The 21,958-nt window shown below is 69.3% G+C and carries 20 protein-coding genes; 11 read left to right on the top strand and 9 right to left on the bottom strand.

Going from position 1 to position 21,958, the window contains the following annotated elements:
• The coding region (locus ACIA8G_RS01840) for a hypothetical protein (protein WP_396416345.1) at positions 1-199 on the top strand (199 nt) is incomplete at its 5' end.
• A 79-nt stretch (positions 200-278) separates the two neighbouring features.
• On the opposite strand, the gene ACIA8G_RS01845 is transcribed toward ACIA8G_RS01840, so the two are convergent.
• A complete protein-coding gene (locus ACIA8G_RS01845; protein ID WP_396416346.1) occupies positions 279-920 on the bottom strand; it encodes a transcriptional regulator in 642 nt (213 codons plus the stop codon).
• Positions 921-989: 69 nt separating this feature from the next.
• On the opposite strand from ACIA8G_RS01845, the gene ACIA8G_RS01850 reads away from it, so the two are divergent.
• A complete protein-coding gene (locus ACIA8G_RS01850; RefSeq protein WP_396416347.1) occupies positions 990-1,316 on the top strand; it encodes a DUF6204 family protein in 327 nt (108 codons plus the stop codon).
• Here the strand turns inward: ACIA8G_RS01850 and ACIA8G_RS01855 are convergent.
• Both ACIA8G_RS01855 and ACIA8G_RS01860 read right to left on the bottom strand, forming a co-directional pair.
• Complete coding sequence (locus ACIA8G_RS01855) at positions 1,291-2,544, bottom strand: amidase (RefSeq protein WP_396416348.1); 1,254 nt, start codon at positions 2,542-2,544, stop codon at positions 1,291-1,293. The two genes, ACIA8G_RS01850 and ACIA8G_RS01855, sit on opposite strands and share 26 nt — an antisense overlap.
• A 60-nt stretch (positions 2,545-2,604) precedes the next feature.
• Positions 2,605-4,737, bottom strand: a complete 2,133-nt coding sequence (locus ACIA8G_RS01860; RefSeq protein ID WP_396416349.1) for an RICIN domain-containing protein — start codon at positions 4,735-4,737, stop codon at positions 2,605-2,607.
• Positions 4,738-4,841: 104 nt separating this feature from the next.
• Here ACIA8G_RS01860 and ACIA8G_RS01865 point away from each other — a divergent pair, with 104 nt between their 5' ends.
• Complete coding sequence (locus ACIA8G_RS01865) at positions 4,842-5,345, top strand: ArsR/SmtB family transcription factor (RefSeq protein WP_396416350.1); 504 nt, start codon at positions 4,842-4,844, stop codon at positions 5,343-5,345.
• Positions 5,332-5,922, top strand: a complete 591-nt coding sequence (locus ACIA8G_RS01870; RefSeq protein WP_396416351.1) for an SRPBCC domain-containing protein — start codon at positions 5,332-5,334, stop codon at positions 5,920-5,922. The genes ACIA8G_RS01865 and ACIA8G_RS01870 overlap by 14 nt, the downstream gene beginning before the upstream one ends.
• Here the strand turns inward: ACIA8G_RS01870 and ACIA8G_RS01875 are convergent.
• Entirely contained in the window at positions 5,895-7,097 is a 1,203-nt protein-coding gene (locus ACIA8G_RS01875; RefSeq protein WP_396416352.1) for a D-arabinono-1,4-lactone oxidase, read from the bottom strand. The genes ACIA8G_RS01870 and ACIA8G_RS01875 overlap by 28 nt on opposite strands.
• Positions 7,098-7,257: 160 nt before the next feature.
• Here ACIA8G_RS01875 and ACIA8G_RS01880 point away from each other — a divergent pair, with 160 nt between their 5' ends.
• Together ACIA8G_RS01880 and ACIA8G_RS01885 are read left to right on the top strand one after the other, a co-directional pair.
• Positions 7,258-8,223 (top strand): methyltransferase, encoded by a 966-nt coding sequence (locus ACIA8G_RS01880; RefSeq protein ID WP_396416353.1) that lies wholly within the window; start codon positions 7,258-7,260, stop codon positions 8,221-8,223.
• A 37-nt stretch (positions 8,224-8,260) separates the two neighbouring features.
• Entirely contained in the window at positions 8,261-9,595 is a 1,335-nt protein-coding gene (locus tag ACIA8G_RS01885) for a hypothetical protein (protein WP_396416354.1), read from the top strand.
• On the opposite strand, the gene ACIA8G_RS01890 is transcribed toward ACIA8G_RS01885, so the two are convergent.
• Together ACIA8G_RS01890 and ACIA8G_RS01895 are read right to left on the bottom strand one after the other, a co-directional pair.
• Positions 9,585-10,367, bottom strand: a complete 783-nt coding sequence (locus ACIA8G_RS01890) for a siderophore-interacting protein (protein WP_396416355.1) — start codon at positions 10,365-10,367, stop codon at positions 9,585-9,587. The genes ACIA8G_RS01885 and ACIA8G_RS01890 overlap by 11 nt on opposite strands.
• The gene (locus ACIA8G_RS01895) at positions 10,364-12,619 is read right to left on the bottom strand and encodes an ATP-binding cassette domain-containing protein (protein WP_396416356.1); all 2,256 of its coding nucleotides are present in this window, start codon (positions 12,617-12,619) and stop codon (positions 10,364-10,366) included. The genes ACIA8G_RS01890 and ACIA8G_RS01895 overlap by 4 nt, the downstream gene beginning before the upstream one ends.
• 79 nt (positions 12,620-12,698) lie before the next feature.
• Between ACIA8G_RS01895 and ACIA8G_RS01900 the strand changes: the two genes are divergently transcribed.
• Both ACIA8G_RS01900 and ACIA8G_RS01905 read left to right on the top strand, forming a co-directional pair.
• Positions 12,699-13,490: a TetR/AcrR family transcriptional regulator gene (locus ACIA8G_RS01900; RefSeq protein ID WP_396416357.1), complete on the top strand. Its 792-nt coding sequence runs from the start codon at positions 12,699-12,701 to the stop codon at positions 13,488-13,490.
• Between the two features lie 94 nt (positions 13,491-13,584).
• Positions 13,585-15,132 (top strand): PQQ-binding-like beta-propeller repeat protein, encoded by a 1,548-nt coding sequence (locus ACIA8G_RS01905; protein ID WP_396416358.1) that lies wholly within the window; start codon positions 13,585-13,587, stop codon positions 15,130-15,132.
• Here the strand turns inward: ACIA8G_RS01905 and ACIA8G_RS01910 are convergent.
• Entirely contained in the window at positions 15,112-17,721 is a 2,610-nt protein-coding gene (locus ACIA8G_RS01910) for a tetratricopeptide repeat protein (protein ID WP_396416359.1), read from the bottom strand. The two genes, ACIA8G_RS01905 and ACIA8G_RS01910, sit on opposite strands and share 21 nt — an antisense overlap.
• A gap of 72 nt (positions 17,722-17,793) precedes the next feature.
• Entirely contained in the window at positions 17,794-18,870 is a 1,077-nt protein-coding gene (locus ACIA8G_RS01915; RefSeq protein ID WP_396416360.1) for an epoxide hydrolase family protein, read from the bottom strand.
• A gap of 43 nt (positions 18,871-18,913) precedes the next feature.
• On the opposite strand from ACIA8G_RS01915, the gene ACIA8G_RS01920 reads away from it, so the two are divergent.
• Together ACIA8G_RS01920 and ACIA8G_RS01925 are read left to right on the top strand one after the other, a co-directional pair.
• Positions 18,914-19,852 carry a helix-turn-helix transcriptional regulator gene (locus tag ACIA8G_RS01920; RefSeq protein WP_396416361.1) on the top strand — a complete coding sequence of 313 codons (939 nt, stop codon included), beginning with the start codon at positions 18,914-18,916 and terminating at the stop codon, positions 19,850-19,852.
• A 69-nt stretch (positions 19,853-19,921) separates the two neighbouring features.
• A complete protein-coding gene (locus ACIA8G_RS01925) occupies positions 19,922-20,569 on the top strand; it encodes a PP2C family protein-serine/threonine phosphatase (protein ID WP_396416362.1) in 648 nt (215 codons plus the stop codon).
• Positions 20,570-20,673: 104 nt separating this feature from the next.
• On the opposite strand, the gene ACIA8G_RS01930 is transcribed toward ACIA8G_RS01925, so the two are convergent.
• Positions 20,674-21,477, bottom strand: coding sequence for a Ku protein (locus tag ACIA8G_RS01930; protein ID WP_396416363.1), 804 nt, complete (start codon positions 21,475-21,477; stop codon positions 20,674-20,676).
• A gap of 120 nt (positions 21,478-21,597) precedes the next feature.
• Between ACIA8G_RS01930 and ACIA8G_RS01935 the strand changes: the two genes are divergently transcribed.
• Positions 21,598-21,951, top strand: a complete 354-nt coding sequence (locus tag ACIA8G_RS01935) for an SH3 domain-containing protein (RefSeq protein ID WP_396416364.1) — start codon at positions 21,598-21,600, stop codon at positions 21,949-21,951.
• Positions 21,952-21,958: the final 7 nt, after the last annotated feature.

Genomic DNA, 21,958 nt, shown 5'->3' on the forward strand with positions numbered 1-21,958 from the left:
GAAGATCGGTGTGGGCTTCACGCAGGAGAACGTCCACTTCGGCGACCTCAACGGTGACGGCCGCGCCGAGATCGCCACCGTCCGGCCCGACGGCCAGGTCTGGGCCTGGCAGAACACCCTCGGCTTCGCCGAGAACCCGTTCGGCGACCACAAGGTCATCGCCGACGGCTTCACGAACGGAGGCCTGCACCTGATCTGATCGCCCGGAACAGCCCTGAATCGCCCGAAAAAGGAAGCGGCACCTCACCCGAGGTGCCGCTCCTTTCGCGTTTCGGCCACTAGGCCAGCGTCGACCAGAACTCCAGCTCGTACGCCTGCAGCAGGCGGCCGTAGCGCCACGCGTGCTTCGGCTGCCAGCCCGCGTCGAGGGCGGCCTGGATGGCGGCGACCGCGCGCTCCTCCAGCTGCGGCGCGGGGGTGGCGAAGAAGTCCACGAACGCGCAGGCGTCGTCCTCGAAGCCGTAGTGCTCCCGCAGGCCCTTGGCCATGCGGGCGCAGTAGCCGCCCCAGGCCGTGAAGTTCGCCAGGATCGCGAGGATCACGTCGGCCGGCTCGCCGTTCATCGCCATCCACGCCTGGTACGCGGGGTAGGCCTGGCAACCGGGGAACGGCTCGTAGCCGTGGAACTCCTTGGCCGACATGCCCGCCGCCAGCGCCAGCGGCTCGAGCATCGGCAGCACGAGCTCCTCACCGCCCGCCAGCAGCGTGAAGAACGCCCGCGCGTTCGGCTCGGCCGCCTTCGACGCGAGCGCGAGGAATGTTCGCCAGTCCGACGACACGATGTGGTTCTCTTCCGCTGCGAACGTCGCGATCACGGCGCGCGGCGCTTGGCCGGTTTCGATCAGCTTCACCACGAGGTTGTCGTGCTCTCCGGGGTGCAGCTCCGTCCGGATGCGCGTGACCAGCTCTTTTGCGTTCATGGCCGAGATTCTTTCGCACCCGCTAAATCGTTCGCCAGGGCGGCACGCGATCGGGGAGCATGCTCGCTCGTGGCTGAACACACCTACCGGGTCCTCGTCCGCGGCCGTTTCACCGACCTCACCGACGACCAGCGCGCGCACCTGCGGGAACACCTGAAGGGCTTCGACTTCCTGCGCAGCGGAGGGTTCAGCGAGGAGGGCGGGCTGACGTTCGACGAGAAGCTCGACTTCTTCACCTACCGCGTGATCCTCACCGCCGAGAAGGACGCGGACCAGGCGGGACTGCGGCGCGCGACCGCGGCCGTGGACGCACTGGGCGTCGACTTCCGCGGTCTGCGCGCCTTCGTCACCGACATGGACGAGATGAAGATCAATCGGCCTGAACGGCTGGCCTGAGCGGGGTTTCGAGCACCGCCGCCGCGTCCAGGGCCAGATCCTCCCGGTACATCCGGGAGATCACCTGGACGCCGGTCGGCAGCCCGTCCCGCAGCCCGGTCGGCACCGCCACCGACGGCACGCCGACGAAGCTGCTCGCCTGGCAGAGCTTCATCGCCTCGAAGTACGCCTCCAGGTCGGCGGTGCTCCGGCGGTCCTGGTCCGGCTCGAACGACGGCGTCGTCGACACCGGCCCGATCAGCACCGAGTAGCGGTCGAGCAGCCGCGCCCACTCGCGCTGGACGGCGAGCCGCGTGGCGGTGAGCTCGAGGAACTCGGCGAGATCGAGGCCGGGCCGCACCTCCAGCAGGATCCGCCCGTAGTGAGCGACCTCCTCACCGGCGAACGCGGCGAACTGCTCGTAGCCGAGCGCGATCGGCGTGGCGATCATCCGCATCGCCAGCGTCGAGGCCTCCTCCGCCCGCGGCACCTCGACCGGCTCGACCTCGTACCCGGCGTCCACCAGGCGTTTCGTCGCCTCCTCGACCACCGGGTCACCGGGCACGAACCCGGCGACGCGGGGAACGGGGGAGCCGGCCGCGGGCAGCGACACCACCCGCGGGTCGGCCGGATCCGCCCCGCAGAGCACTTCGTGCACCCGCCGCAGATCGGCGACGGTGCGGGCGAGCGGACCCTCGACCGTCATGACCTGGGTCGGGAACGACGGGTCGGGCTGGCCGTAGATCGAGCCCTGCGGATAACGCCCGTAGCTGGGCTTCAACGCGCAGATGCCGTTCAGGAACGCCGGCAGCCGCAGCGAGCCGCCACCGTCGTTGCCGATCCCGAAGTGCACCATGCCCGTGGCCACCGCGACCGCGTCACCGCCGGAGCTGCCGCCAGGTGATTTGGTGGCGTCCCACGGGTTGATGGTGTGCCCGGCCAGTTCGCTGACCGTGTGCATGCCACGGGCGTTCAGCGTCGGCATGTTCGCATGGGCGACAGGTGTCGCCCCGGCCGCCCGAAGCCGCGCCACGATCGGCGCGTCGGACGACTTCACGTTGCCGGTCAACGACTTCAGGCCGTGTGTGGTGGCGGCACCGGCGACGTCGATGTTGGCCTTGGCCGAGAACGCCAGGCCGGCGAGCGGACCGCCGGTCGGCTCGGCTGGAACGTCGAACACGGTGGTCAACGCGTTGTACACCGGGTTCAAGGTCTCGATGAGCTTCAGCTGCTCAGTGAACATCCCCATGCTCCAGTCTATGCGGACCGGAGCACGGGGATGTGCAGTTCAAAACCGTTCAGCGGAACATCACGGGTAATTCGCCAGGTTGGCGACGTTGGTGGTCGAGTTCGCCGTGCCACCCGAGTTGTTGATGACCCGGTTGATCGTGCCGGCACCGCCCAGCGACACCGTCACCATGCTGTGGAAGCGCACGCCCGCCTTGTTCGGCACCTCGAACGCCCGCTCCGCCACGACCGCGCGGTTCGCGTTGAAGAAGCAGTAGCTGCCCAGGCCCCACGCCTCGTGCGTGTTGACGTGGTCCGCCACCTTGTAGGCCGCGTAGCCGCGCGTGGACCCGTTCATCCACGCCGCCTGGTTCGGCACCTCGTACGGCATCTCGTTCTGGTAGAAGTACGTCCGGCCACCGTTGCCGTTCCAGATGGTCTGGTACTTCTGGTAGTGCTCGACGAAGAGGCCGTACATCGTCACGTCGTTGCCGTTGACTATCAGTCCGGTGTCCGCCGTGTTCAGGTCCCAGCCGACGCCGACGGAGTGGTCACCGCGCCACAGCCACAGGTGGTCGCCGATGACGTCGTGACTGTTCACCACCAGCGAGGTCGTCGCCCGTCCGACGGCCGAGCCACCGATCCGCACGTACAGGTCGTGCACCGACGTGGGGTTCGCCTGGTGGCGTGCGGAGCTGCCCGGCGCACCGATCTGCATCAGCAGCGGCGAGTTCGTGGGCGCCGCGTCGATCAGCAGGCCCGCGATCTTCACACCGTCCACATCGGCCACGTCCAGCGCCATGTTCCCGTTGGTGGGCATGACGGTCGCGAGACCGAGACCCATCACCACGGTGTCGGGGCGCGTGACGCGGATCGGCTCGCTCACCTGGTGGATGCCGGGCGTGAGCAGCAGGTGCTTGCCGGCCGCCAGCTGCGAGTTGATCGTCGCGGCGGACGTGCCCGGCTTGGCGATGTAGAAGTTCGACAGCGGGATGTTGGTGCCCTGCTGGTTGCCGGACGCCCACGTGGTGCCGCTGCTGTTGGTGCGCAACGAAGGCACGAACACGTTGTAGTTGCCGGAACCGTCGATGTTCAGGAACGGCTTCTCACGCACGACAGGGGTCTGCGCGACCGTCGTGTACGGCGGGTTCGGGAACGACGACTGCGGGGCGTTGCGGGCACCGACGAACACCATGTTCCAGTTCGAGCCCGTCCACGAGCCCCACTCGGTGTTGCGCGACAGCCACTGCTGCTGCGAACCCGACCGGACCTGGCCCGTCACCACGGAGTCGGTGAGGAAACCGCCGCTGGACCAGCCGTTGTCGTCGAGCTGCATGTTGCCGTAGACGTGCGTGCGGCGCATCGCCGAAGCCTGCGAGACGGCCCACGTGTTCGTGCCGCCGGGAGGCCGGATCGCGAGGTTCTCCGCGCCGCGCCAGAAGTTGTGCGTCGCGTTGCCCTGGAACCAGTCGGCCTCGACGTGCACCTGGCCGTTGATGGTCACGCCGTCCGGCAGCAGGCCGAGCCCGACGACCTGGGTGAAGAAGCCGATGTTGACGTCGACGTTGTAGTTGCCCGGCTTGAACATGATCGCGAAGCGGCGGGCGTCGTACTGACCCGTTTCCTGCTGACGGAAGACGTCGTTGAGCCGCGCCTGGATCGTCGCGGACGACATCGACGGGTCGAAGATCAGCACGTTCGGGCCGAAGTCGGGCTGGCCGGGGTTCGGCGGGGTGCCGGTGCTGAGGCGGAAGGTCTGCGCGTTGGTCCCGTTGCAGGTGTACTGGACCAACTGGACGTCATTGGTGGTGGCGGCAGGCACGTCGAGGCACTTGCCGCTGTGGCGGCTGACGAACCGGTAGGTGTCCGTGGCCACCTGTTCCGCGCGCCATTGCTGGTTGTTCGCGTTGAAGGACTGCCACATGTGCACCGGCGCGTTGTCCGCGGTCGAGACGTTCGAGACGTCCCAGACCTGGCCCTGGCCGACGGTGTAGTAGCCGTCGCTCGTGGGCGTGAAGGTCCACGTCTGCCCTGAGCAACCTTGTTGGCGGAGCTGTGCGCCGTTGGCCGTTCCCAGCGACTCCACGCACTTTCCGCTGCCGACGTTCGTCACTTGATAAGCGGTTCCGGGCACCACGTCGGCCTGGGCCGCGACCGTCCACACAGGAACGATCGCCGCTGCTGCCAACGCTGCCACCAGCAGGGGGGTTCTCACGGTCACAGGGTGGGGCGGTTTGTTGCAACCGTCAACGAACCTACCTGTTTCCGGTTGTGTTCCGGTATTGACAAATGAATTTGTCAAATGAGATTGTGCTAGGCGTGGAGTTGTCCCCGTTGCGCCGCTCGCTGCTTGAGCTGCTGAAATCGCCCGCGTCGGCGACCCAGCTCGCGGCCGCGCTCGACCTGCCGCGGCAACGGGTCAACTACCACGTGCGCGCCCTGGAACAGGCCGGGCTCGTCGAGCTGGTGGAGGAACGTCAGCGCCGCGGCTGCGTCGAACGCGTGCTGCGCGCCCGGCCGGGCCGCGAGATCGCCGCCGACGTCCAGGACCAGTTCGCCGCAACGCATCTGGTGTCCGTCGCCGCGGACGTCTCACGCGACGTCGACCGCATGTCCGCGGCCGCCGCCGACGCCGGAAAACGCTTGCTCACCTTCACCGTGGAGACCTCGGTCCGCTTCGGCGCGCCCGGCGACGTCCACGAGTTCACCAGCGACCTGGCCGAAGCGGTGCGGCAGATCGCCCTGAAGTACGACACCGAGTCAGGCCGCCCGTACCGGGTGGTCGCGATGGGCCACCCAGGAGTGTCCGATGATCAGCGGTAACAGCGACGAGGGCGTCCGGATCGAGGTCACCGTGGCCGCGCCGGTCGACGAGGTGTGGCAGTCGTTCCGGGACAAGGAGAAGCTGCGGCACTGGCACGGCTGGGACATCCCGGAGCTGGACGCCGAGATCGACCACATCTACTTCCAGAACGCCGAGGAGGACGGCACCACGCTGATCATCCACGGCCACGACACGTTCGCGCTCACGGCCGTTCCCGAAGGCACCCGCGTCGTGCTGACCCGCGCGCCCAAGGGCACCTCACCCGAGTGGGACGACTACTACGAGGACATCACCGAAGGCTGGATCACGTTCCTGAACCAGCTGAAGTTCGCGCACGAGTTCCACCCAGGAGAGCAGCGCCGGACGTTGTTCTGGCCGGCCGAGGTCGATCTCGGCGTGACGGGGAAGCCGTTCTTCGAGTCGGCGAACCAGCGCGGGGTCGTGGTCGAGGAGTGGGGGCCGGGCCTGCTGGTCACCGCGTCGAAGATGACCGTCGTGACGACCTACGGGTTCTCGGACGACGAGCTGGAGGCGTTGCGCCAGAAGGGTCAGCCCGACGCGGTCGACCCGAAGTAGCTCGTCAGGAAGTCGTTGCGGAACACGCCCTTCGGGTCGTGTTCCCGCAGCAACGCCCGGAACCCCTCCCACTGCGGGTACCGGGCGGCCAGCAACGCCGGCGGCACGGCGAAGAGCTTGCCCCAGTGCGGCCGCGGCGCGATCGCCTCCTCCAGCCGCGGCAGCAGGTCCAGCACCCTGCGGGCGTTCGGCACCCAGGTGAAGTGGATCGCGAGGCTGTCGCGGTCGTAGACGGGGCTGAGCCACTGCGGCTCGGCCGCCACCGTGCGGATCTCGCACGCCTGCACCAGCGGCGAGATCACCGTGGACATCTCGGCCAGCGCGCGCAGGGCGGTGACCGCGCGGGTGCGGGGCACGAAGTACTCGGTCTGCAGCTCCTCGCCGACGGACGGGGTGAACTCGGCGCGGAAGTGGGGAAGGCGTTCGTGCCACGGGCCGGGAACACCGCCCTGCTCCGTGCAGCGGGACGCGGGCTGGCCCGCGACCGGGTGGCGCGGGCCGTCGGCCGCACGCCCCGGGAAGGCGGAGGCGTCGTCGCCAACGCGGTGCTTGACCCACAGCGTGGCGCCGCCCTGCCAGTCGACGAACGCGCTCACGCTGTACGCGGCGTCGAAGAGCCGCTCGAGCGAGGCGAGCAGGGTCGTCCACGCCACGTCCTCGTAGACGGTCTGCTCGATCTGGAACGACGGCACCACGTCCAGCGTCACGGCGGTGACGACGCCCAGGCCGCCCATCGACACGACGGCGCCGGGCGAGGTCAGTTCGACGACCGAGCCGTCCGCGCGCATCACCTCGACGGCGCGCACGGCACCCGCCAGCGAACGCCCGCCGGAGCCGTGCGTGGCCGTGGTGACCGCACCGGCGATGGTGATGTGCGGCAACGAGGGCAGCGTGTGCAGGGCGAGACCCGCGTCCTCCAGGAGCACCGACAGCGTGGCGAGCGACAGGCCGGCGCCGGCCTTGACGGTGAGGCCGTCGACCTCGAAGAGGGCAGGCATGGCGGCGAGGGACACCAGGGTGCCCGAGGTGTCGGCGATCGGGCTGAAGGAGTGCCCCGAGCCGACGACGTGCACCGCGGACGAACCCCGGACGAGCGCTCGCAGGTCGTCGGCCGACGTCGGCGTGACGACCTGGGCCGCGGTGAACGTGACGTTGCCCGCCCAGTTGGTCCTCATGCAGACACGGTAAGCGCCAATACCAACAATCGTTGTGTGCACGGGTCCTGCGGCGCGGCGTCCTGCTCGACGACTCGCAGTGCTGACCGAAAACGGGTTGCGCCGGGTGGAACGGTGAATCTTCGTGGGACACGACAACGACATACAGACGCTTCGACAGATGTCCGGGCTGATCACGCCGATGGCGCTGCGGGTCGCGGTGACCCTGGGCCTGCCGGACCGCCTCCGCGACCAGCCGGCCACCGCCCACTCGCTCGCTCCTGATCTCAAGGTCGATCCACTGGCGCTCGACCTGCTCCTGGCCCACCTGACGACCCTCGGCGTGGTCGAGAGAACAGACGCCGGCTACCGCACCACCTCGTTCGGCGCGCTCCTCGGTGCCGACGCGGGCAACGGCCTGAACAACCTGCTGCACCACGACACCGCCGCCGGCCGCGCCGATCTGGCGTTCGTCGACCTGATCCACAGCGTCCGGACCGGCGAGCCCGCGTACCCGTTGCGCTACGGCCAGGACTTCTGGACCGACCTGGCCGAGCAGCCGCACCTGCGCGATGCGTTCGACCGCCAGATGAACGACCGGATCCGCGACTGGATCCCGCAGATCGTCGCGGGCTTCGACTGGTCCCGGTTCGGCACCGTCGTCGACGTCGGTGGCGGCCACGGCAGCCTGCTGGCCGCGGTTCTGGCCGCTCATCCCGCGATGCGCGGTCACGTCGTCGACCTCGAGGCCACCGCGGCCGGGGCGCGCGCGTTGTTCGACGCGCAGGGCCTCGCCGATCGCGCCGAGGTGACCGCGGGCAGCTTCTTCGACCCGCTGCCCACCGGCGGCGACGCCTACCTGCTGTTCGACATCCTGCACGACTGGGACGACGAGCAGGCCCACCGGATCCTCGCCCGCTGCGTCGAGGCGGCGCCTCCGGACGGCCGCATCCTCGTCGTGGAATCCATCGGAGGTATCGGCGACGAGACCTGGTTCGACCTGGTCATGCTCGTGCACTTCGGTGGCCGGGACCGCGGGCTCGAGGACTTCAAGAACCTCGCCGCACCACACGGATTGGTGGTCGAATCGGTCACTCCGGTGGTCGGTGGCCGCAGTGTGCTCGAATTCCGGAAACATCCGATCTAAAGTCAGGGTGGCCGCCGCCCCGGCGAAGGGATTCTCGATGCGTCGAGCAGCGGTCATGGCGGCCCTGTTGATCGTGGTCAGTGCTTCACCCGCGCAGGCGGCCCCCGCGGTGAGCGTGCGGGTGGACCCGGCGAGCAAGAGTCAGGTCGGCAGGGACTTCGCCGGCTTCAGCTACGAGAAGGACCGGGTGGGTGCGCGGATGTTCAACGCCCGCAACACCGACCTGGTCCGGCTCTTCCGGCTGCTCGGCCCGAGCCTGCTGCGCATCGGCGGCAATCTCGTGGACATGACCACCTGGAATCCGGCCGGCGCGGGCGGTCAGGCGACCGAGGTGACGCTTGCGGACATCCGCGAGCTGGCGCTGTTCGCGCGGGCGACCGGGTGGAAGGTCATCTACGGCATCAACCTCAAGACCAACACCCCCGAGAACGCCGCCGACGAGGCCGCGGTGGCCGCGCAGGTGCTCGGCAAGGACCTGGTGGCGTTCGAGGTCGGCAACGAGCCGAACGTCTACGTGAAGACGTGGCCCGAGTACGAGGCGCTGTTCACGAAGTTCGCCGACGCGATCAGGGCGAAGGTGCCGGGCGCGAAGTTCGACGGCCCCGGCCAGGCGAACAGCAGTTCGTGGGCAGAGGACTTCGCCCGCACGCAGAAGGACAGGGGCGCGAGCATCGTGTCCACGCACGTGTACATCGCGAAGAACACCGAGGCGAACATCCCCGGCATGCTGGCGTCCAACGCCTCCGGCAGGCTGCCGAACATCTCGGCCGCGATGGAGAAGGCACGGCAGAACCACGGAATCCCGCAGTGGCGCGTCACCGAGGCGAACAACTACTTCCACGGCGGCAAGGACGGCGTCAGCAACGTGCAGGCGGCGGCGCTGTGGTCGCTCGACTACATGGCGGGCGTCGCGTCGAGGCAGGGCGCGGGCATCAACTTCCACGGCGGCACGTCGACCCAGTTCCCGCTGCACTACTCGCCGATCCGCTACGACGGGCTCAATCCCGTTGGCGTGCAGGCGGTTTTCTACGGTGAGCTGCTCTGGAAGCTGGCTGGTCCTGGTGCTTACCACGCGGCGACCGTGACGGGAGCCGAGCAGGTGACGGCGTGGGGGATCGGCAACAACGCGTTCGTCAACAACAAGAACACGACCGCGGTGACCGCGACGATCACTCTGCCGGCTCGTGCACGTTCGGCCGGCGTCTACGTGCTGACGGCGTCCGCGCTCGACTCCAAGGAGATCACCATCGCGGGGTCGGAGGTGGCGAAGAACGGGCGGTTCACCCCGCACCCCAAGAGGGCGAAGGTGACCGGCACGACGACCACGGTCGACGTGCCGGCCAACAGCGCCGTCCTGGTGGTCACTCGGTGAGCGAGGCGATCCGTTCCTGAGCCTCGGCGAGGTCGTCCGGGGTGGGTGCGTCGTCCTGGGTGAGGGCGCGCCGCCAGTAGCCGGCGAACTCGATGTCCTTCTTGGACACCCCGAGGCCGACGAAGTGCCTGCGCAACGAACGCACCGCGGAGGCCTCGCCGCCGAGCCACACCCACACCGACTCGGGCACCTCGACCTGCGAGACGACCGAGACCAGGTCGTCCCCGGCGCTGCGGTGCACCCACCGCACGCCGGGGACGTCCTGCTCCTCCACAGGATCCGCGACTTCGACGAACGCCAGCCGCCGTTGCCCGGAAGGCAGCAGCTCCAGCAGTGAGGCGATCGCGGGCAACGCCGTCTCGTCGCCCGCGAAGATCAGCAGATCCGCGGTGCCGAGCGGGCGGGCGTAGTCGGGGGACGGCCCGAACCGCCCGATGACGTCGCCGGGCCGCGCGGTCGCTGCCCACTTCGACGCCGGTCCGCTGTCGCCGTGCAGCACGAAGTCCACGGTCAGCACGCCGTCTGCCAACCGCCGCACGGTGAAGCTGCGCATCCAGGGCCGCTCGGACTCGGGGATCGCGAGGTAGGCCTGGTACCAGGTGCCGACGTCCTCGGCCTCCGAGACCAGCGCGGACCCGCCTGGCTTGGGAAACAACAGCTTCAGCTGCTGGTCCGGCCAGCTGCCGACGTCGGCGAGACCGTCGCCGGTGAACGTCATCCGCACCATGCGCGGGGTCAGCGGTGTGACCCCGGTGAGCGTCAGCAGGCTCACGAGAGGTATTCCTTCAGGTGCTGTGCGGTGAGGGTGTCGGAGTTCGCGACCAGATCGCCGGGCGTGCCGGAGAAGACGACCTGCCCGCCGTCGTGGCCGGCGCCGGGACCCATGTCGACGATCCAGTCGGCGTGCGCCATGACGGCCAGGTGGTGCTCGATCACGACCACCGTGTTGCCGGCGTCGATCAGCTGGTCGAGCAGCCCCAGCAGCTGGTCGACGTCGGCGAGGTGCAGGCCGGACGTCGGCTCGTCCAGCACGTAGGTCCCTGCCTTCTCCGCCATGCGGATGGCGAGCTTCAACCGCTGCCGCTCACCGCCGGACAGCGTGGTCAGCGGCTGGCCCAGCGACAGGTACGACAGGCCGACGTCGTGCAGCCTGCGCAGCACCGCGCCGGCCTGCCCGGACGGGAAGAAGTCGCGGGCCTCGGCCACGGACATGCCGAGCACCTCGCTGATGTTCTTGCCTCGCAACGTGTAGCGCAGCACCTCGGGCGTGAACCGCTTGCCCTCGCACTTCTCGCACACGGTCGCGACACCGGCCATCATCGCCAGGTCGGTGTAGACGAGGCCGATGCCCTTGCAGTGCGGGCAGGCGCCTTCGGAGTTCGCGCTGAACAACGCCGCCTTCACGCCGTTGGCCTTGGCGAACGCGGTCCGCACCGAGTCGAGCAGGCCGGTGTAGGTGGCCGGGTTCGACCGGCGTGACCCGCGGATCGCCGCCTGGTCGACCGTCACCACGTCCGGCTGCTTGCGCAGCGAGCCGTGGATCAGCGACGACTTGCCGGAGCCGGCGACCCCCGTCACCACCGTCAGCACCCCGAGCGGGATGTCGACCGAGACGTCCTTGAGGTTGTTGGTGCGAGCGCCGCTGATCGACAGGAAACCCTTGGGCGAGCGGAACTCCGAGCGCAGCTTCGCCCGGTGGTCGAGGTGCCGGCCGGTCAGGGTTCCTGACGTGCGCAGCCCCGCCACGTCACCGGAGTAGCAGAGGTGGCCGCCGTTGACGCCGGCGCCCGGCCCGAGGTCGACGACGTGGTCGGCGATCTCGATGGTCTCCGGCTTGTGCTCGACGACGAGTACGGTGTTCCCCTTGTCCCGCAACATCAGCAGCAGGTTGTTCATCCGCTGGATGTCGTGCGGGTGCAGGCCGACGGTCGGTTCGTCGAAGACGTAGGTGATGTCGGTCAGCGACGATCCGAGGTGGCGCACCATCGTCACCCGCTGCGACTCGCCACCGGACAGCGTGCCCGACTCGCGGTCCAGCGACAGGTAGCCGAGACCGATCTCCACCAGCGAGTCGAGCGTGTTGCGCAACGTCGCGAGCAGCGGCGCGACCGACGGGTCGTCGATCGAGTGCACGAACTTCGCGAGGTCGCTGATCTGCATCTCGCAGCAGTCCGCGATGTTGACGCCGCGGATCCGGGAGCTCAGCGCGGCCTCGTTGAGGCGGGCACCCCGGCAGCTCGTGCAGGTCGCGAACGTGACCGCCCGGTCGACGAACGCCCGGACGTGCGGCTGCATCGACTCGCGGTCCTTGCCGAGGATCGTCCGCTGCAGCTTCGTGATCAGGCCGTCGTAGGTGACGTTGGTGCCGCCGATGTTCAGCTTCGTCGTCGGCTTGTGGAGGAAGTCGTGGAGCTGCTGCTCCGTGAACTCGGAGATCGGCTTGTCGGCGGGGTAGAGGCCGGAGTTCGCGAGCACCTGCCAGTACCAGGTGCCGACGCCGTAGTTCGGTGCGTCGATCGCGCCGTCGTTGAGGGACTTGGTCCTGTCGACGATCGCGTCGACGTCGATGGTGGTGACCTTGCCCAGGCCCTCGCAGGCCGGGCACATGCCCTCGGGCAGGTTGAAGCTGAACGCGCCGGACGTGCCGACGTACGGCTCGCCCAGGCGGCTGAACACGATGCGGAGCATGGTGTGCGCGTCGGTGGCAGTGCCGACGGTGGAACGGGAGTTCGCCCCCATCCGCTCCTGGTCGACGATGATCGCCGCGCTCAGGTTGTGCAGCGCGTCGACGTCCGGACGGCCGATGGACGGCATGAACGACTGCAGGAACGCGGTGTAGGTCTCGTTGATCATGCGCTGCGACTCGGCCGCGATCGTGCCGAAGACCAGCGAGGACTTGCCGGAACCGGACACGCCGGTGAAGACGGTCAGGCGGCGCTTGGGGACGTCGAGCGACACGTCCGCGAGGTTGTTCTCCCTGGCTCCGCGGACCTGGATCACGTCATGGCTGTCTGCGACAGTCACTGTCTTCTTCCCCCATTGATTCTTTATGCCGTAAAGTATCGACCAACAAGGGTACTTTAGGGTGTAAGGAGTTGCAACCGTGGTGGTCTACGCCGGTCAGGGCGACCCGCGCCGGTCGATCGAGCTGCTCTGGCGCAGGAGCGGTGAGGACGACAAACGTCCTGGTCCGAAGCCCGGACTGAGCGTGGACGCGATCGTCGACGCCGGTATCGCGGTCGCCGACGAGCTCGGCATGGCCGCCCTGTCGATGCGTGCGGTGGGGGAGCGGCTCGGTCGCACCGCCATGGCGCTCTACACGTACGTGCCGGGCAAGAACGAGCTCGTCGACCTCATGTACGACCGCTCGATGGCCGAGCTCCCGGCCTCCTACGACCTGACCGGCGGCTGGCGGGCCGCGGCTACCCGGTGGGCGCACGACATGTGGGAGTTCTACGCCCGCCACGCGTGGGTGCTGCAGGTCTCGCAGGCCCGTCCGGTCCTCGGCCCGCACGAGTTCGTGGTGTTCGAGTCGCTGGCCTCGATCCTCGTCACGACCGGGCTGCCCGGCCGTGAGCTGCGCGGCATCGTCGGTGCCCTCAACTACTTCGTGCGCGGCGCGGCCCAGACCATCGCCGAGGCACGGGCCGCCGGTGGCGCGACCGGTGAGGCGGACGAGGAGTGGTGGTACGCCCGGTCGGCGGTGCTGGTGGAGATCGAGCCCGACCTCGAGAAGAAGTTCCCGATGCTGCACCTGCTGGAGCGCGACCGCGAGCCCGTCGATCCGGAGCTGCCGTACCTGGAGAACGACGCGGTGGAGAACTTCCAGAACGGCCTGCGGGTGTTGCTCGACGGTGTCGAGGGTGCCGTGGCCGACCGGGCGTCGCGGTCGTGACGCATCAACCGATCGGCTAAGCCTCAACACGACTTTAAGGGGTCGCATCCCCCTTCCGCTGCTGCCAGGGTGAGTGGTGGAAGGGGGAAATTCCATGCTCAAAACCACTGCGCTGCTGTCTGCGGCGCTCGTCTTGCTGACCTCATCACCCGCCATGGCGCACGCCTCAGGGGACTGGGCCGGCTGGCAGAAGGATCTGAACGGCTCCCGGCACAACGCCGCGGAGTGGCGCATCAACCAGGGCAACGCCGGCAAGCTCAAGCTGAAGTGGGCGTTCGCCTACGAGAAGGGCAATTTCAACGCCGTCCGCAGTCAGCCGGCCGTGGTCGGCGACACCATCTACTTCGGTGGCCCGGACGGCAAGTTCTACGCCCGTGACGCGCGCACCGGCCGGGCCCGGTGGGAGTTCACGCTCCCGGCGGGCAGCAGGTACGCGTACAACTCCGACGGCCCGACCGTGTCGGACGGCAAGGTGTTGTTCGGTGACAGCGCGGGGCGGCTCTTCGCGCTCGACCAGCGCACCGGGCGCATGCGGTGGCAGGTCCAGATGGACACCACCATCCAATCGATGACGACCAGCTCGCCGATCGTCTACAACGGACGCGTGTACATCGGCACTTCCAGCGGTGAGAACGTGTTGCCGCGCGACTACCCGTGTTGCACGTTCCGCGGCCACATCGACGCCTACGACATCGACGACGGCGCGCTGGTCTGGCGTCACTACACGGTGCCGGAACCGGTCGAGGTCGGCACGTGGCCCAACGGCGCCAAGCGGTTCGAGCCGTCCGGCGTCGGCGTGTGGAGCTCGCCGGTGATCGACCGCAGGACCGGGACTCTCTACGTGGGCACCGGCCAGAACTACACCGGCAAGGGCGGTGAGTTCGACTCGCTGCTCGCGCTGGACGCCCGGACCGGCACCGTGAAGTGGACCAACCAGGTCACCGACGCCGACACGTGGCGCTGGGCGTGCAACGAACCGGATCCCGAGGGGTACTGCCCCGGTCTGAAGGACGGCACGAACCTCGACTACGACATCGGTGCGACGCCGAACCTGTTCAGCGTCAACGGCCGCCAGCTCGTCGGCGTCGGCCAGAAGTCCGGTGTCTACCACGTGTTCGACGCCGCGACGGGGCAGGTCGTGTGGCGCCGGCAGCTCGGCGTGCCGCTGCCCAGCGGTGGCATCTCTGGCATCCAGTGGGGGTCGAGCTACGACGGCAAGCGGCTCTACATCGCGACCTACTACGCCGGTCCCGGCAAGTTGTTCGCGGTGGATCCCGCCACCGGCGCGGTGTTGTGGGAGACCCCGGCACCCGCGGACGGGTGCTCCACGGGTGGCGTGGCCGGCCAGCCAGGATGCGCGCCGGCGCACGGCGTGCCGGTGTCCAGCTCGCCGGGTGTGGTGTGGCTGGGTGCGTCCGACGGCAAGTTCCGTGCGTACGACTCGAAAACCGGTCAGATCATCTGGGCCCACGACACGATCCAGGACGTTCGCGGGGTCAACGGCGTGACGGGGCGTGGCGGCCAGATGGCCGGGCCCGGTACGGGGGCGGTGGTGTCGGACGGCATGGTCTACGTGCAGTCCGGGTACCACTCGGACTACGTGAACCCGCACGGTCACGTGCTACTGGCGTTCGGGTTGTAGCTTCCCGCGGACGTGATCGGCCGGCAGACCGGCCTCCGCGTACACCTCGGCCGATTTCCGCCAGGCCTGCCTGGCCTGCTCGGCGTCACCCGCGGCAGCGTGGGTGTCGCCGAGCTTGTCGTAGGCGGACGCCTGGAGCGTCAGGTCGCCGCCCAGCCGGAACTGCGCGGCGGACCGGGTGAACGCCTCGGCGGCCCGCGCGTACACGCCCAGGCCGAGGTACGCCGCACCCAGGCTGTCCCACGTCTCGGCCTCGCCGATCACGTGGTCCATCGCCCGCCACAACGGCATCACGCGCTCGGCGTACTCGATGGCCGTGCGGTGCTCGCCGATCTTGGCGTGACCCCAGGCCAATCCGGTCAGCGCGTTGGCCTGGCCGTAGCGATCGCCGCACTCCTCGAACAACGCCAGCGCGTGCTGGGTGTACTCGATCGCCTCCGGGATCCGGTCGTCCGGGCACAGCATCGCGATGTTCACCAGCACCCCGGCCTGGCCCGCGGGGTTGCCCTGGTACACGTCGAAGGCGCGCCGCAGCGCGGTGGTGGCCTCGTCGAGCCGATCCAGCCTGGCGAAGCCGCGGCCGAGGTTGATCAGCGTGCGGCCCAGGCCGTCGCGGTCGTCGAGCCGTTCGAGCGCGGCGACCGCGAGTTGTTGTGACGTCAGCAGATCCCGGTGCCGTGCCTGCCGGTCCAGGACGTCCGCGAGCGACCAGCCCATCAGCCACGTCTGGGTGGGGTTGCCGTACCGCATCGCCGACATCAGCGTCGGGTGCTCGGTCAGCAGCCACCCCAGCGCCTCCTCGTGCGTGCCGATCTCCGGGATCGTCACGCCCGCCGCGGGTGCCGGCACGTCCGGGCGGTGGCGGCTCGGCGTGAACACCACGCCCGCCTCGACGGCGGTCAGCGCGAGGTGGTCGAGCAGCCGGTGCAGCGCCTCGTCCCGCTCGTCGTCGCGGGCGAGTTCGGCGGCGTAGTCGCGCAGCAGGTCGTGGCACGTGAACCGGCCGGGCACGGGCTCGTCGAGCAGGTTCGCCCTGGCGAGTTCGGTGAGCAACTCCCTGGTCTCGGCCGGCCCGATCCCGGCCAGCGAGGCGGCACCGGCGAGGCTGACGTCCGAGCCCGGCATCAGCCCGAGCAACCGGAACAGGCGCAGCGCCGCGGGGCTCAGTGCCTTGCAGGAGTGGGAGAAGACGGACCGCAGGTCCGCGGTGACGTCATCGTCGTCGGCGAACGCGTCGAGGTCGGCCAGCTCGTCGGCGAGCGCGGCCAGCGGGAACTCCGGTTGCGTGGCCGCCCGCGCCCCGGCGACCGCGAGTGCCAGCGGCAGACGGGCGCACCGGCGCACCACCGTGTCGAGGGCGTCCGGCTCGGCGTCTGCCCGGTCGTGCCCGATGCGGCTGGCCAGCAGCTCGCGGGCGTCGTCGGGCGGCAACAGGCCCAGCGGGAGGGAAAACGCTTTCCGGGCAGGCTCCAGCGCGGTCCGGCTGGTGATCACCACGTGCGTGTTCGGGGAACGCGGCAGCAACGGCTCGACCTGGTCGGCGTCGGTCGCGTTGTCCAGCACCATCAGCACCCGCTTGCCCGCGAGCGTGTCGCGCAGCAACGCCGACTGCCCGGCCAGGTCGTGCGGCACCTTGCCGCGTGGCACGTCCAGCGCCGACAGGAACCGCAGCAGCGCGTCACCGGGACTCACCGCCGCGCCGCTCGGCCCGAACCCGTGCAGGTTCACGTAGAGCTGCCCGTCCGGGAACCGTTCGGCCGCGCGGTGCGCCCAGTGCACGGCGAGCGAGGTCTTCCCGACCCCGCCGGTACCGGTGATCACCACGACGCCGTCCGGTGCCTGGTCCAGCTCGGCCAGCTCCAGCGCCCGCCCGGTGAACGGCTTGGGCGGCGCGGGCAGCTGCCTCGGTGCCGAGGCGGCCTGCAGACGCCGGTACACCGTGATCAGCCGCCGCGACGGCTCGGCGCCCAGCTCGTCCGCGAGCCGGGCGCTCATCAGCTCGAAATGCCTTGCGGCGTCGGGAATGCGGCCGCTGCCGTGCAACGCGTCGATCAGCTGCCCGGCGATCCGTTCGTCCAGCGGGTGTTGCGCGGCGAGCTGCTGCAGCTCCGGCACGAGCGCCTCGTGCTCGCCGGAGCCCAGCCGCGCGTCGGTGTGGTCCAGGCGCGCCGCCAGCAGTTCGGCGGCGAAGTCCTGGCGCACTTGCCGCGCCCACGGGGTTTCCAGCATCAGCAGCAGGTCCTGGGCCGCGAGTGGCAACGCCTCGGCGATGCGGCCCGTGCGCACGAGGTGCCGGAACAGGTGCAGGTCGATCTCCAGCGGATCGACGCGGACGACGTACCCGCCGCCGTCGCGTTCGACCAGGCCAGGCACGGTCTGCCGCAACCGGGTCAGCCAGGTCTGCATCATCGCGCGGGCGCGCGGCGGCGGGTCGTCGCCCAGGACGCGGTCGACCAGGTCCTCGGCGCCGACCACCCGGCCCGCGTCGACGAGCAGGACCCCGAGCAGGGCGCCGAGCCGTGTCGGGCCGAATTCGAGCACGCGGCCGTTCACCGACGCGGAGACCGCGCCGAACACCTTGTACCGCACGTAGATCACCGTAGTCTCCGGTCCCGTGCCGCACCCTCGCTGAACACCGTGAACCTCACGTGATCACGTTACTCACAAAAGAAACGACTCTCGCAGTTCGCGCACCATCAGCTCCGGCACCTCCAACGCCGCGAAGTGCCCGCCCTGTTGCATCTCCGTCCACCGCACGATGTTGTGGTTGCGTTCGGCCATCCGCCGGATCGCGACGCCCGCGTCGTGCGGGAACACCGCCACCGACGTCGGGGTCGGCGACTCCGGCTCCAACTCGCCCCAGGTCTCGTCGCCCTCGTGGTAGTACCGCGCCGACGACCCCGCGGTCCGGGTGAACCAGAAGATCGACACGTTGGTCAGCAACGCGTCCCTCGGCACGCCGACGTCCGGGTCGCTCCAGGTGTGGAACGCCCACTCGATCCACTCCAGCTGCGCGACCGGTGAGTCGGTGAGCGCGTAGGCGACCGACTGCGGCCGGGTGCTCTGCATCGACACGTACCCGAACTGCTCGAACTCGTACTTGAACGCCTTCTCGACGGACTTCCGCTCGGCCTCGACCTCCATGTCGGCGGTGTCGGCCGTGACGCCCGCGGAGAAGATCTGGTTGACGTGGATCGCGCGCACCTCGTCGCGCATCCCGAGGTGGCGGGTGAGCATGGCGCCGAAGTCGTAGCCGTGCGCGATGTACCGGTCGTAGCCGAGCTGTTTCATCAGTTCGGCGAACACGCCGGCCACGCGCGGGATGTTCCAGCCGAGTTCCCTGGTGGGGCCGGAGAACCCGAAACCGGGCACCGACGGGATCACCAGGTGGAAGTCGCGGCTCAGCGGCTCGATCATCTCCGCGAACGCGAAGCAGGTCGACGGCCAGCCGTGCGTGAGCAGCAGCGGTTCGGCGTTCTCGTTGGCGCTGCGGACGTGGATGAAGTGCAGCCGCGCGCCGTCGATCTCGGTGAGGAACTGCGGGAACTTGTTGAGCCGCCGCTCCACCTCGCGCCAGTCGAGGCGTCGCCAGTGCTCGGCCAGCTCCTGGAGGTGTTCTTTCGGCGTGCCCTGCGCCCAGCTCGCGCCTGCCGGTGAGTCCGGCCACCGGGTCTGGTCGAGGCGGCGGTGCAGGTCGTCGATGTCGGACTGCGGGATGTTGATCTCGAACGGCTTCATGCTGAAGACGCTATTTCGACTGTAGGACAGATATGGTCCTACAGTGGCATCTGCTCGCTTGCTGAAGTTGCTGGGTCTGCTGCAGTCACGCCGGGAGTGGTCCGGCGAGGAGCTCGCCGACCGGCTCGGGGTCAGCACCCGGACGGTCCGCCGCGACGTCGACAAGCTCCGCGACCTCGACTACCCGGTGCACGCGTCGATGGGCACGTCCGGCGGCGGCTACCGGCTCGGGTCGGGTGCGCGGCTGCCCCCGTTGCTGCTCGACGACGACGAGGCGGTGGCCGTGGCGGTCGGGCTGCGGACCGCGAGCGGCATCGAGAACATCGGCGAGACGGCCGTGCGGGCGTTGTTGAAGGTCGAGCAGGTGCTGCCGTCTGCGTTGCGGCACCGGGTGGCGGCGCTGGAGATCGAGACCGTGCCGCACACCGGTTCCGCGCCCGTCGTGGACGCCTCGCTGCTGACCGCCGTCGGCACGGCGTGCCGCGACCGGCAGCGCCTGCGGTTCTCCTACGTCGGGCACGCGGGGGAGGAGTCGCTGCGCGAGGTGGAACCGCACCGGCTCGTGACGTGGGGCCGGCGCTGGTACCTGGTCGCGTGGGACGGGGAACGGGACGACTGGCGGATCTTCCGGCTCGATCGGATGACCGTGCGGACCCCGTTCGGCGCGCGGTTCACGCCTCGGGAGATCCCCGGCGGCGACGCGGGCGCCTTCGTCGCCCAGAAGGTGGCCGGACGGTGGCCGGTGCAGGGTCTCGTGCGGCTGAGCGTGCCCGCCTCGGAGGCGGCCGGCTGGCGCAGCTACGGCGAAGTTTTCGCCCTGGACGAAACCTCGTGCCACGTCCGGGTCGGTGGCGAGACGATGGACGACGTGGTGTTCATGCTCGCGAGCATCACCGTCGAGTTCCAGGTCGTCTCCCCGCCGGAACTGTCCGCGGCACTGATCCGGGCGGCGGACCGGTTTCGCCGGGCGGCGGAATTCTAGAGTTTTTCTCAGGGTGCTGACAGCAGACTCCTAGCCACGCGGGGCTTAGTGGAGTCAGGGAGGTCCGCCATGCTGATCGATCGCACCATGCCACTGGGTACCGCGCTCACCGTGACCTACGCCTCGGAGCGGGGACCGCGCACGCACAACGCCGACGCGTACGCCACCAACGGCCGCCGCACCTTCGTCGTGGCCGACGGCGTAGGCGACTCCGCCGCGGCCACCGAAGCCGCATGGGCAGCCGCACGCGCCGCCGCCCTGCTCACCGACCCGGTCGCCGCGATCCTCGCCGCCCACGACGCGCTGCAGGTCCACAGCGGCGACGCGGTGATCGTGGTCGCCACGGCCCGTCCGGACGGCGGCTTCGACGTGGCGTGGGCAGGCGACGCCCGCGCATACGCCTCTGATGGCTCGGATCTCGTGCAGTTGACGACCGATCACACCGTGGCGGAGTACTTCCGCTCGCGCGGCGTTGTGCCGGAGCCACGGCTGGATCACGTCGTCACCAACACTGTGCGGCATGCCACGCGGGAGAACATCGGGCGTGCTGCGACTCGGGCCACGCGGCTTGTGCTCGCCTCGGATGGGGTTTACGGGCCGTTGGGGCATGACGGGATCGAGGCGATCCTGGCGGGTCAGGGGTCGGCTGAGCGGCTTGTGCGGGCTGCTCTGTATGCCGGTGGGACCGACAACGCGACCGCTCTCGTGGTCAGCTGACCTTCGTGCCGCGTGCCGCGTGCCGCGCGACGTGCGACGTGCGACGTGCGACGTGCGGGCTGCTCTGTACGCCGGTGGGACCGACAACGCGCCGGCTCTCGTCGTCAGCTGACCTTCCTGCCGCGCTTCTTCTTGCTCGCCTCGACACTGCGCTGCAACGCCTCCACGAGGTCCACGACCCCCGTGGCCTCGGGAGGCTCGGCCTCGGCGACGACCTCGCGGCCCTTCTCCTTGGCCTTGATGAGCTTGGTGACGCGCTCGGTGTAGGTGTCGCGGTAGTCCTTCGGCCGCCAGTCGTCCGCCATCGACTCGACCAGCGACACCGCCATGTCGAGCTCCTTGCCGCGTGGCGCCCGGCCTTGCGGCGTCACGTCCAGCACGTCCTTCGGCTTCCTGATCTCGTCGGCGAAGAACAGCGTGTGGACGGCCAGGATCCCGTGGTCCTCCTTCAACGCGGTCAGGTACTGCTTGCCGCGCATGACGAACAGCGCGATCCCCGCCCGGTTCGTCTTCTTCATCGCCTGGGCGAGCAGCAGGTACGGCCGGGAGAACTCGGGCTTGGCCGGGCCGAGCCAGTAGGCCTTCTGGAAGTGCACCGGGTCGATCTCGCCGATGTCCACGAACGCCTCGATGTCGAGTGTGCGCGACCGTCCCGGCGCGATCTCGTCCAGTTCCTCCGGCTCGACCACCACGTACTCGCCGCTGCCGACCTCGTGGCCCTTCACGATCTTGTCGTAGGGCACCTCGCGGCCGGTTCGCTCGTTGACGCGCTTGTACCGGATGCGGTCGGACGTCCCGCGCTGGAACTGGTTGAAGTGCACCGTGTGGTCCTCGGTGGCGCTGTACAACTCCACCGGGATGCTGACCAGCCCGAAACTGACCGAACCGCTCCAGATCGCCCGTGCCATGCGGGTCAGGTACCCACTTCCGCCCGGGACGAACCGCGCGTTGACCGTTGACCGCGTGCAACCCGATCTTGGTGGACCGCGTTTCCTGCCGATGATCGACAAATCACTGGGAGGAAACGCATGAAGCTCGTACTGGGGACGGTGCTCGCCGCGGCGGCGCTGTTGGCTGGATCCGGTGTGGCACAGGCAGAACAGGCGCTCCCGCAGAGAACGCCCGTGACGGCGTGGGCCGACGTGAACATCCGTGAGTGCCCGGCCACGTCGTGCAAGGTGTTCGGCGTGATCAAGGCTGGGGAGACCGTCGACGCGTTCTGCTGGACGCACGGTGAGCGCATCTTCGACTACGGCCTCGTCAACGAGTACTGGCTCATGGTGAGCCGCCAGGACGGGGGTCGCTACCTGTCCAGCGCGCTCTACTTCAAGGGCGACCAGCGCGCGAACCTGCCGATCGAGAACTACTGCGGGCGCGCCTGACCTGGTG

The organism is Lentzea sp. NPDC051213 (genome assembly GCF_044455585.1).
GTDB lineage: Bacteria > Actinomycetota > Actinomycetes > Mycobacteriales > Pseudonocardiaceae > Lentzea.